The following is an 11,730-nucleotide window of genomic DNA, read 5'->3' on the forward strand; positions in this document are numbered from 1 at the left end:
GTACGGACCGCCCCGAAGACCTCTTCGGCGCGGCCCGTCACCGGCTCAGCTGCAGCCGCTGGTCGACCCGCAGCCCTCGCACAGGTAGCAGCTGCCGGCCCGCTGCATCTTCGTGCCGCAGGAGAAGCACAGCGGGGCGTCGGCGTTGATGCCCAGCTGCATCTCGACCAGTTCGGCGTTGGTGTGCGCCTGCTTGGGAGCCGGGGCGGCGGCCTCCTCGACGATCTTCACCGCCGGGGTGGACTCCTTCGGCGGGTCGATCTGGCGCGGCGCCGACTGGGCCAGGCCCTCGACGTCGACCTCGTCGTCGGACGGCTCGTACGAACCGGTCTCCAGGTGGCGCGTGCGCTCCTCGACGGAGTGGATGCCGAGCGCCGAGCGGGTCTCGAACGGCAGGAAGTCCAGCGCCAGGCGGCGGAAGATGTAGTCGACGATCGACTGCGCCATCCGCACGTCCGGGTCGTCGGTCATACCGGCCGGCTCGAAGCGCATGTTGGTGAACTTCGAGACGTAGGTCTCCAACGGGACGCCGTACTGGAGGCCGACGGACACCGCGATGGAGAAGGCGTCCATCATGCCCGCGAGGGTCGAGCCCTGCTTGGACATCTTCAGGAAGACCTCACCAAGACCGTCGTCCGGGTAGGAGTTGGCGGTCATGTAGCCCTCGGCACCGCCGACCGTGAAGGAGGTGGTGATCCCCGGACGGCCCTTGGGGAGGCGCCTGCGGACCGGGCGGTACTCGACGACCTTCTCGGCGACCGGCTCGGCCACCGCCTTCTTCTCCTCCTCCTTCTTCTTGGCGGAGAGCGGCTGGCCGACCTTGCAGTTGTCGCGGTAGATCGCCAGCGCCTTCAGGCCGAGCTTCCAGCCCTGGAAGTAGACGTCCTCGATCTCCTCGACGGTGGCCGTCTCCGGGACGTTGACCGTCTTGGAGATCGCGCCCGAGAGGAACGGCTGGGCGGCGGCCATCATGCGGACGTGGCCCATCGGGGAGATGGAGCGCTCGCCCATGGCGCAGTCGAAAACCTCGTAGTGCTCCGGCTTGAGGCCCGGGGCATTGACGACATTGCCGTGGTCGGCGATGTGCGCGACGATCGCCTCGACCTGCTCGGGCTGGTAGCCGAGCCGCTTGAGCGCCTTGGGGACCGTGTTGTTCACGATCTGCATGGAGCCGCCGCCGACCAGCTTCTTGAACTTGACCAGCGCCAGGTCCGGCTCGACACCCGTGGTGTCGCAGTCCATCATCAGGCCGATCGTGCCGGTCGGGGCCAGCACGGACGCCTGGGCGTTGCGGAAGCCGTTCTTCTCGCCGAGGCGCAGCACGTCCTGCCAGGCCTCGGTGGCCGCGGCCCAGACCGGGGTGTCCAGGTCGTCCATGCGCACCGCGGTGGCATTGGCGTCCGAGTGCTGCTTCATGACGCGCTTGTGGGCGTCGGCGTTCCGGGCGTAGCCGTCGTACGGGCCGACGACCGCGGCCAGTTCCGCGGAGCGGCGGTAGGAGGTGCCGGTCATCAGGGAGGTGATGGCACCAGCCAGTGCGCGGCCGCCGTCGGAGTCGTAGGCGTGGCCGGTGGCCATCAGCAGGGCGCCCAGGTTGGCGTAGCCGATGCCCAGCTGGCGGTAGGCGCGGGTGGTCTCACCGATCTTCTGGGTGGGGAAGTCGGCGAAGCAGATGGAGATGTCCATCGCGGTGATGACCAGCTCGACGACCTTGGCGAAGCGCTCGGCGTCGAAGGACTGGTTGCCCAGGTCGTCGTCGCGCAGGAACTTCAGGAGGTTGAGCGAGGCGAGGTTGCACGAGGAGTTGTCCAGGTGCATGTACTCGCTGCACGGGTTGGAGGCGGTGATCCGCCCCGTCTCCGGCGAGGTGTGCCAGTGGTTGATGGTGTCGTCGTACTGGATGCCGGGGTCGGCGCACGCCCAGGCGGCCTCCGCCATCTTGCGGAACAGGCCCTTGGCGTCGACCTCCTCGATGACCTCACCGGTCAGGCGACCGCGCAGGCCGAACTTCGAGCCGGACTCGACGGCCTTCATGAACTCGTCGTTCACGCGGACCGAGTTGTTGGCGTTCTGGTACTGGACGGACGTGATGTCGTCGCCGCCCAGGTCCATGTCGAAGCCCGCGTCGCGCAGCGCGCGGATCTTCTCCTCCTCCTTCACCTTGGTCTCGATGAAGGCCTCGACGTCCGGGTGGTCGACGTCGAGCACGACCATCTTGGCCGCACGGCGGGTGGCCCCACCGGACTTGATCGTTCCGGCGGAGGCATCGGCGCCGCGCATGAAGGAGACCGGGCCGGAGGCGTTGCCACCGGAGGAGAGCAGTTCCTTGGAGGAACGGATGCGGGAGAGGTTCAGACCGGCACCGGAGCCGCCCTTGAAGATCATCCCCTCTTCCTTGTACCAGTCCAGGATCGACTCCATGGAGTCGTCCACGGACAGGATGAAGCAGGCGCTGACCTGCTGCGGCTGCTTGGTGCCGACGTTGAACCACACCGGGGAGTTGAAGCTGAAGACCTGGTGCAGCAGCGCGTACGCCAGCTCGTGCTCAAAGATCTCGGCGTCCGCCGGGGAGGCGAAGTAACCGTTCTCCTCACCGCTCTTGCGGTAGGTCTTGACCACGCGGTCGATCAGCTGCTTGAGGCTCGACTCACGGCTCGGAGAGCCCACCGCGCCACGGAAGTACTTGCTCGTGACGATGTTGACCGCGTTCACCGACCAGAACTCGGGGAACTCGACGCCACGCTGCTCGAAATTGACCGAGCCGTCGCGCCAATTGGTCATGACGACGTCACGGCTCGCCCATTCCACCTCGTCGTACGGATGCACTCCGGGCGTGGTGTGAATGCGCTCGATACGCAGACCCTTGCTCGCCTTGCTGCCCTTGGCGCGGGAGCCTCGTGCCGGGCCGCTCGTCGTCTCTGTCATTCCGCCTCCCTGTATACGGGCAAACGCCCATATGTGCGCACGCATTCCGTGGCACGGTGTTTGTCTTTCTGCTACCGGGGCGCCCTGCTCTCGCCCCGATACAGGTCTGGATGCGCGCCGAGCTCAGTCGGCGGCGGTGGCGGGCGCGGGAACGGCCGCGTCGGCCTCCCCGTCACTCCCGCAGTCCGGGCCGGGCGGGCCCTGCTCGCGCTGCTCCCGCAGCTCGGCAATGGCCGCCTCGAAGTCCTCGAGCGAATCGAAGGCCCGGTAAACGGATGCGAAGCGCAGGTACGCGACGAGGTCGAGTTCCTGCAGCGGGCCCAGTATGGCGAGCCCGACGTCATGGGTGGACAGCTCGGCGCTGCCGGTCGCGCGCACCGCTTCCTCGACCCGCTGGCCGAGCTTGGCGAGTGCGTCCTCGGTGACCGGGCGGCCCTGGCACGCCTTCCGCACCCCGGCGATGACCTTGTTGCGGCTGAAGGGCTCGGTGACCCCGCTGCGCTTGATCACCATCAGGGACGCCGTCTCGACGGTCGTGAAACGGCGGGAGCAGTCGGGGCACTGACGGCGCCGGCGGATCGCCGTCCCGTCGTCCGTCGTCCGGCTGTCGACCACCCGGCTGTCGGGGTGCCTGCAGAAGGGGCAGTGCATGTCTCGACCCTCCTCACCCTCGCTGTACGGACGTACGTACGCCAACGATCCCGGCGCACGACGAATAACCCCGGCCGGCCGCCAGGGGCCCTCCGAAGCAGCCCCAAGCATAGGCGATGCCGACGCCCCGAAGGACCAGGCACCACAACTTATGGGCGGCCGAACGCATCTAACCACTAGATATGGTGTCGGCCCGCTTACATTCGCCTACCGCGTGTCGCGAGGGGGGCGGGCCGGACGGCCGCCCATGAGGGTACGGGACGCCACCCGCCCGGGGGTGCGGCAGGGCGGGGATGACACAATCAGGCCGACCGCACGGCCCCTCCGTTGCGCGCGGAAATTCGTCGCTCGGCCATACACCCACCCACTTGATCGGGTCAGCCAATCAGCGAATATTTCACTCGAACGTGTGTTTGGCGCAACCTTTCGAAAGCAACTACCGTTGGCTAACTAGGGAGAACATTTCGAGAGGGGCCGACGTGACCACCACCGCAGACAGCGCGACCATCACCGCACAAAGCCACTCCCAGAGCCGGTTCGAACACCCGCAAAAGGCACCGCGGCCGCCGATGGAAGACGCCACGTTGGACTCCGAAGAGCAGAAGCCCGCCCGATCGCTTCCCGGTCGGCCACCAGGAATCCGCGCGGACAGTTCGGGGCTCACGGACCGCCAGCGCAGGGTGATCGAGGTGATCCGGGATTCGGTGCAGCGGCGCGGCTATCCACCGTCCATGCGGGAGATCGGCCAGGCCGTCGGGCTGTCCAGCACCTCGTCCGTCGCCCACCAGCTCATGGCCCTCGAGCGCAAGGGTTTCCTTCGACGCGACCCGCACCGCCCGCGGGCGTACGAGGTCCGCGGCTCGGACCAGACCGCCACCAGCGCCGCGACGGAGACCGCCGGCAAGCCGGCCGCGTCCTACGTCCCGCTGGTCGGCCGGATCGCCGCCGGTGGCCCGATCCTCGCGGAGGAGTCGGTCGAGGACGTCTTCCCGCTCCCCCGCCAGCTCGTCGGCGACGGTGAACTGTTCGTCCTGAAGGTCGTCGGCGATTCCATGATCGAAGCCGCGATCTGCGACGGCGACTGGGTCACGGTCCGCCGTCAGCCGGTCGCCGAGAACGGTGACATCGTCGCCGCCATGCTGGACGGCGAGGCCACCGTGAAGCGCTTCAAGCGCGAGGACGGCCATGTGTGGCTGCTGCCGCACAACTCCGCGTACCAGCCGATCCCTGGTGACGAGGCGACCATCCTCGGCAAGGTGGTGGCCGTACTGCGGCGGGTCTGACCCACCCCTCACGACCGGGCTCCGGGACCACTGCGCCGGTCCCGGAGCCCTGCTGTGCGTATCGGGCCCAAAGTGCCTGGCCAGGCACGGAGGCCAGTGCCCACAGCAGGGCTCTGCCCTCTGCGCTCTCTGCGGCCCCTGGCTCGTGCTACTGCTCCGGCTTCTCCTCGACCGCCTTGGCGGCCGCGTCGATGGCCGCCAAGGAGCGGCGGACCTGGTTGCGGTCGGTGGTGTACCAGAAGTCGGGCATCGAGGCGCGCAGGAACGAGCCGTAGCGGGCCCGCTCGACCCGCGGGTCCAGGACGGCCACCACTCCGCGGTCGCCCGTGGCACGGACCAGGCGGCCGGCGCCCTGGGCCATCAGCAGCGCGGCATGGGTGGCCGCCACGGCCATGAAGCCGTTGCCGCCGGCCTCCTCGACGGCCTTCTGCCGGGCGCTCATCAGCGGATCGTCCGGCCGCGGGAACGGCACCCGGTCCATCACCACCAGCTGGCAGTTCGGCCCCGGTACGTCGACGCCCTGCCAGAGGGAGAGCGTGCCGAACAAGCAGGTCCGGGCGTCGGCGGCGAAGTTCCGGATCAGCTCGCCGAGGGTCTCCTCGCCCTGGAGCAGGATCGGCACGTCCAGCCGGCCGCGCAGCTCCTCGGCGGCGGCCTGGGCGGCGCGCATCGACGAGAACAGGCCGAGGGTGCGCCCGCCGGCGGCCTCGATCAGCTCGGCGAGCTCGTCGAGCATGTCACCGCGGCTGCCCTCCCGGCCGGGCTGGGCGAGGTGCTTGGCGACGTAGAGGATGCCCTGCTTCGAGTAGTCGAAGGGCGAGCCGACGTCGAGGCCCTTCCACGGGGGTGCGTCCTCCCGCTGGGTGCCCTCCGGGGAGAGCCCCAGGGAGGCGGCGACGCCGTTGAAGTCACCGCCCAGCTTGAGCGTGGCGGAGGTGAGGACCACCGAACGGTCCTCGAAGAGCTTCTCGCGCAGCAGCCCCGAGACGGACAGCGGCGCCACCCGCAGGGATGCGCCGAAGCGGTCGTGGCGTTCGTACCAGACCACGTCGTATTCGGAGCCGTTGGCGATGCGCTCGGCGACGGCGTGGACGCTCTCCAACGAGGCGAGCGCCTGCTTGCGGACGGCGTCCTCGTCCTGCACCGATTTGTCGCGGGTCGAGCCGAGCGCCGAGATGACCGTGCGGGCCGCGTCGCGCAGCGCCATGAGGCAGTAGCCCAGGTCCTCGGGGATCTTCTCCAGGCGGCCCGGCAGGGCCAGCTCCATCAGGCGCTCGAAGGTCTCCGAAGCGGTCTGCAGCTGGTCGGCGGCCTTTTCGTTGACGAGCTTGGCGGCCCGGCGCACGGCGCGGTTGACCTGGCCGGGGGTGAGCTCGCCGGTGGCGACGCCGGTGACCCGGGAGACCAGCTCGTGGGCCTCGTCGATGATCAGGACCTCGTGCTGCGGCAGGACCGGGGCGCCCTCGATCGCGTCGATGGCCAGCAGCGCGTGGTTGGTGACGACCACGTCGGCCAGCTTGGCGCGCTCCCGGGCGGCCTCGGCGAAGCACTCCGCGCCGTACGCGCACTTCGAGGCGCCCAGGCACTCCCGGGAGGAGACCGAGACCTGGCCCCAGGCGCGGTCCGAGACCCCGGGGGTGAGGGCGTCGCGGTCGCCGGTCTCGGTCTCGTCCGCCCAGTCCCGCAGGCGCAGCAGGTCCTTGCCGAGCTTGCTGGTGGGGGTGGCCTGCTCGAAGACGTCGAAGAGGCCGTCCTCCTCGTCCTGCGGGACGCCCTCGTGGAGGCGGTGCAGGCACAGGTAGTTCGAGCGGCCCTTGAGCATGGCGAACTCGGGGCGGCGGCGCAGCAGCGGGTGCAGCGCTTCCACGGTCCGCGGAAGATCGCGCTCCACCAGCTGGCGCTGGAGGGCGAGGGTGGCCGTGGCGACGACCACTCTCTCGCCGTGGGCGAGCGCCGGCACCAGATAGCCGAGGGATTTTCCGGTGCCGGTACCGGCCTGGACCAGCAGGTGGGCGCTGTCGTCCACGGCCTCGGCGACGGCCTCGGCCATCGCCACCTGGCCGGGGCGCTCGGTGCCGCCGACGGCGGTGACGGCGGCGTGGAGCAGATCGGGGAGGGAGGGCTTCGTCATAGCGCTGCAAGCCTACGCGGGACCACTGACACCGTGCCGGGTCACGGATGGTGGAGGGGGTTGGGGACGGTGCCGTGCACCGCGGCGTGCGGGCGCTCGCGGCGGTCCCGGTAGCCGTCCACATGCAGACGGTTGCGGTTCAGGCACAGCCGCTCGATCCGCGGGGTGAGCAGGTCGAACGTCTCGTACCGCTCCTTGAGCCCGGGGAAGCGCTCGTGGTGGCGGAGGATCTCCGCCCGTACGAGTGACCAGAACTCCTGCTCGGGAACACCGAGTTGGTCGGCGCACAACGGGGCGAGGTAGCGGAAGACGCCGACGAACAGGCCGGAGTGGATGAACTGGGTGAGGAACGCGGGCGGTTCGGTGAGCAGGACCGTGCGCACGTCCTCCGGCATGGAGTCGTGCTCCGGCAGCGGCAGGGCGCTGGTGTTGACGTCGTCGACGAAGTCCTTGACCGCGAGGCGGGTGGGGACGTCGTGCTCGTCGAAGACCACGATGGCGTTCTCGCCGTGCGGGGAGAAGACCGTGCCGTACTGGTAGAGGAAGTGCAGCAGCGGGGGGAGCAGCGCGGCGAAGAGGCGGGCCAGCCAGGCGCGCGGGGCCAGGCCGGAGCGGTGCACCAGCTCGGCGGTCAGTGCGCGGCCCTGCGGGTCGGTCTGCAGCAGCGAGGCCAGGGTTCGGCCCCGTTCGCCGGGGTCGAGGCAGCCCTGCAGCGGCTCCCGCCAGATACAGCCGAGCAGCTCCTTGAACTGGTACGGGACGCCGGGCAGCCGGTCGTAGAGGGGGTGCTCGACGGTGACCGAGGCGATTTCGCCGAGGAGGATCACCCGGGTCTCGTCGCGGAGGTAGGGGTCGGCGTCGCGCAGGCCGTGGACCCAGCGGGTGACCGCGGGGGCGGCGAGGGTGCGCTCGGTGGGCAGTCCGCGCCAGACCAGGGTGTTGAGGATGGACAGCGGCAGTTTGACCGTGCGGGCCTCGGGCCGGCTGATGTTGAGGAAGGTGCGGATCGACTGCTGCGGCAGCCGGAGGTCGTTGTCAGTGGGCAGCGCGATGATGGATCTGTCCGCGAGTTGCGGGGCGAAGAGCGGGGCGATGGTCTCGTCCCACTGCCAGGGGTGTACGGGGAGGAAGAGGTAGTCGGCGGGGTCGCGGCCCTCGTCGGTGATGGCGCGGGCGAAGGTGTGACGAGTGGCGGGGGTGAGTTCCTCGCCGTAGAGACGGTCGGGGGTGGCCAGCGTGGGGATACCGCGGTAGTGGGCGATGCCGTGGTGCGCGGCGAGCCAGGGCAGGCGCCGGGCGGTGCGCGATTCGGGGGCCCAGGTCGCCGCGTCGGTGGCCGAGAAGCCGAGCCGGCCTTTGTTGGCGACGAGCCAGGGGTGGCCGGTCTGGTGGCCTTCGAGGGCGGCGTATTCCAGGTCGGCGAGGTCGGCGGCGCTGAGGGCGGTGGCGTCGAGCCGGGTGTCGGCGGCCAGGGTGGCGGTCAGCTCCCGGATGAGGTGGCCGGTGGTGTCGCCGGACAGGCCCAGGACGGTGTCGTGGGCGTGGGTGAGGAAGTGGAAGGGGTCGGCGTCGGGGGTGATCGAGGCGGGGTCGACGCGCCAGTGGCCGTAGGCACCGCGGCGCGCCCGGAAGCGGTAGGTCAGTCCGTCGGAGACCGGCAGGCGGTAGCGGGGGACGCCGTCCGGGCCGGTGCCGTCGGGCTCGGGCGCGAGGACTTCCTCGTAGGCGAATTCCGCCAGGATCTTGGCGAAGAGCCGGCGGGCGGCGTGCTGCCAGGCGTGCTGGGAAGGCTGGGGCTCAGGAGGCAAGGCGGGACTCCTCGAAGCGGGACCGCCCCGGCTCGTACGGGGGACAACCGGAGCGGCGGGGTGGACGACGGACCGGAGCGGGGCCGTCGACGGACGGCCCCGGGGTCAGAGCAGGTGGCGGTAAGCACGGTCGCGGACCATCAACGCCGCGTGTTTTTCCGGGAGTTCGAGCTCGTCGGCGTAGCGGAAGCCGGCGGTCAGGAAGGCTGCGACGGATGCGGTGTTGCGCAGGTCGGGCTCGGCGAGGACCCGGGTGCAGTCCGGGCGGCGGTCGAGCACGAGGTCGGCGGTGGCGCGCAGCAGGGCGCTGCCCAGGCCGCGGCCGCGGTCGTGGGCGCGACCGAGGAGGAGGTGGATCCCGGTGTCGTGGGGGCGCGCCGGGTAGTAGCGCGCGAGCGGGTCGAGATCGGCCCGGTAGATCTCCCAGTAGCTCATCGGGACGCCGTCGAGCACCCCCAGGCAGGGCACGCTCCGGCCGTCCCCGTCGAGCTGGCCGCGCAGGTGGGCGGCGGTGGTCTCCGGCGGCCCGGCCAGCTCCCAGAAGGCCGAGACGGCCGGATCGTTCATCCAGGCGGTGATCCGCTCCAGGTCGCGGGCGGGGTGGACGGGGACGAGCTGGAACGGCCCGGCGGGCGTGCGGGCCGCTCCCCAGGCCGCCAGGTCGTCGAGGAGCGGGCCGGCGGGGGACGGCGGCCGGCCGGGGCCGCCGGTGTCCCGGGTGGTGCGTGCTGCCGTGAGCGGGTGGTGGGCGGCCTGGTCGGCGCTGGAGTCGATGCCGGAATCGGTGGGTGGCACAGCGGCGCTCTCCTCTCGTGGCCGGATGCCGCGTGGCCTTGTGGGTCGCGGGGCGTCGGCGCCGGGGACGGGGTGCGGAGGTCGGGGGTCGGGCGGATCGGCTTCCTAGGGAACGAGGGGGTTGTGCAGGGTGACGTAGACGGACTGGGTTTCGACGGGGCCGACGAGTTCGTCCAGGCCGTGCAGCCGGGTCGCGAGGTTGGCCTTGCAGCGCAGGGTGCGGGCGGCCAGCAGCTGCTCGGGGAGCGGGGAGCGGTGCCCTTCGGGAGCCGCGGCGGCGTCGGCGAGGAACCTGCGGAAGGCGGCGAGCAGGATCTCCTCGCGGACCAGGCGCTGGGCCCCGAAGGCCCCGATGAGGCCGAGGACGTTGTTGATGCCCAGGTAGTAGGCGAAGCGTTCGTCGACGACGTCGTCGGCGACGAAGGTGTCACTCGCGACGCCGATGCCGGGCAGCCGCCGTTCGAGACCGGCGCGGCGGGAGGTGCGGAAGTAGTAGCCCTGGTTGTCGCGGTAGCGGCCGCCGGTCGGCCAGCCGTCGGGGTCCAGCAGCACCAGGGTGTTCTGCTGGTGCGCCTCCAGGGCGATCCCGGCCGTGCCGTCGAGCCACAGCAGGGGCCGGACGACCGCTTCGAGGTAGCGCAGGAACCACTCCGTCGCCACCGCGCCGGTGGGGCGTCCGGTGCGGGCGGCGAGGGTGCCGACGAGGTCTTCGAGGCGGGATCGGACGCCCGCGTGGCCGGGCCAGGGGCGGGGCGAGGTGAGACCGGCGATGCAGACGGCGTCGTCGGTGCGGGTGAAGGGGTTGTGGCGGATGACGACGTCCAGGCCCTGGACGGGTTCCCCGTCGGGGCCGTCGACGGCGAGGTAGGCCGGGTCACGGACGATGTCGAAGCAGGGGTGGGCGGTCTGCCACTGCTCGCCGAGTCCGGTGCGCAGCAGCCGGTGCACCTCGACGCCTCGGATCAGTTCCTTGCGGAGGTTCTCCCGGCGGGAGTTGGTGATGCGCAGCCCGAGGGAGAGCTTGAGCATGGCCTCCGCGTCGGGGCGGTGGACGGTGCGGACCGAGGAGGTGGGATGCCAGAGCGGACCGTGCGGGCCCAGGTCGTGCAGCAGTCCGGCGTCGCGGAGGGCGGTGAGGTCGGGGCGCCCGGCCAGCTCGCGAGCCTGCCAGGGGTGCAGCGGCAACGGCACGGTGTCGGCCGGGAGTTGGAGGCCCTCGCCGGCGAGGCGGGCGGTGAGCCGTTCCGCCGGGACGGGCTTGCCGCGTTCGGTCCAGGCGGAGTCGGTGGCGACGGCGGAGTGGTGCACGGCGATCCAGTGCAGCGGGAAGGCGCCGCGCAGTTCGGGCGAATAGGCCCGGGTCTCGGCGTCACTGAGCCCTTCCCGGCTCTTGGGGGTGGGGTGCAGCGGATGGCCGAGCAGCAGGGACTGCTCGGCTTCGAGGAAGAGCGCGCCGTGGTCGTCGGCGGGCCGGGCGCGCCGGTCGGCGAGGAAGGTGGCCACGTTCCGGACGGAGTTGGCGACCCTGCCGAGGAGTTCGGCGCCGTCGCCGTCCGGTGTCGGCTCGCTCTCCGGTGCCGTCCGTTCCCCGCCGTCGGCGACGCGGTGCTCGCCGCCGTCGGAGGCCCGCCGGTCCCCGCCGTGCGCGGCCTCGCGGCGCAGCAGTGCGGCGAGGGTGACGGCGTCCAGCGGGGCGGCGCCGGCCGGGGCGCCTTCGAGGCTGGGCGCGCCCAGGCGGTGCCAGCCGGTGGGCGACCAGTAGCGGACGGGGATGTGGAGTGCGGCGGCGCTGGCCGGCAGCGGGAGGCGGAGCCGGCCGCCGGCCGGTCGCGGGCCGCCGTTCTCCCGCAGCCAGCAGCGCAGCAGGTGCTCGATGCCCGCGGCGTCCGCGGCGACCGCCGGGTCGGGATGGTCGAGCGGGTCGTGCTCGCCGGGGACGCGGTCGTAGGCGGCGGGTGCGGTGAGCGGGCCGGCTGCCCGGTCCGGGCCCTCGTGGGTGGGCTGGTGGCAGGCGTCCTCCGGGGCGCGCCGCTGCTGGCGGGGGACGGACTCGATCGTGCCCGCGCCGTGGTGGCGGTCGGGGAGGCGCTCGGCGGGCGGGGTGCCGTCGGAGCCGGGGCGTTCGTTCATGGGGTGG

The 11,730-nt window shown here is 71.4% G+C and carries 7 protein-coding genes; 1 reads left to right on the forward strand and 6 read right to left on the reverse strand.

From position 1 onward, the window contains the following. Nucleotides 1-45 precede the first annotated feature (45 nt). On the reverse strand, nucleotides 46-2,925 hold the full coding sequence (locus ACZ7MX_RS36145) for a vitamin B12-dependent ribonucleotide reductase (protein ID WP_472138487.1): 2,880 nt from the start codon (nucleotides 2,923-2,925) through the stop codon (nucleotides 46-48). Nucleotides 2,926-3,048: 123 nt separating this feature from the next. Then, on the reverse strand, nucleotides 3,049-3,576 hold the full coding sequence (nrdR, locus tag ACZ7MX_RS36150; RefSeq protein WP_472138489.1) for a transcriptional regulator NrdR: 528 nt from the start codon (nucleotides 3,574-3,576) through the stop codon (nucleotides 3,049-3,051). Between the two features lie 479 nt (nucleotides 3,577-4,055). On the opposite strand from nrdR, the gene lexA reads away from it, so the two are divergent. Beyond that, nucleotides 4,056-4,859: a transcriptional repressor LexA gene (lexA, locus tag ACZ7MX_RS36155; RefSeq protein ID WP_265360798.1), complete on the forward strand. Its 804-nt coding sequence runs from the start codon at nucleotides 4,056-4,058 to the stop codon at nucleotides 4,857-4,859. 148 nt (nucleotides 4,860-5,007) lie between these two features. On the opposite strand, the gene ACZ7MX_RS36160 is transcribed toward lexA, so the two are convergent. From ACZ7MX_RS36160 to ACZ7MX_RS36175, 4 genes are all read right to left on the reverse strand, one after another. After that, entirely contained in the window at nucleotides 5,008-6,990 is a 1,983-nt protein-coding gene (locus tag ACZ7MX_RS36160; protein ID WP_472138491.1) for an ATP-dependent DNA helicase, read from the reverse strand. Between the two features lie 41 nt (nucleotides 6,991-7,031). Then, nucleotides 7,032-8,798 (reverse strand): IucA/IucC family protein, encoded by a 1,767-nt coding sequence (locus tag ACZ7MX_RS36165; protein ID WP_472138493.1) that lies wholly within the window; start codon nucleotides 8,796-8,798, stop codon nucleotides 7,032-7,034. A 105-nt stretch (nucleotides 8,799-8,903) separates the two neighbouring features. Continuing rightward, on the reverse strand, nucleotides 8,904-9,593 hold the full coding sequence (locus ACZ7MX_RS36170) for a GNAT family N-acetyltransferase (protein ID WP_472138495.1): 690 nt from the start codon (nucleotides 9,591-9,593) through the stop codon (nucleotides 8,904-8,906). A gap of 105 nt (nucleotides 9,594-9,698) precedes the next feature. Further along, the gene (locus ACZ7MX_RS36175) at nucleotides 9,699-11,723 is read right to left on the reverse strand and encodes an IucA/IucC family protein (RefSeq protein ID WP_472138496.1); all 2,025 of its coding nucleotides are present in this window, start codon (nucleotides 11,721-11,723) and stop codon (nucleotides 9,699-9,701) included. Nucleotides 11,724-11,730: the final 7 nt, after the last annotated feature.

Source organism: Streptomyces sp. NPDC107765, assembly GCF_055657085.1.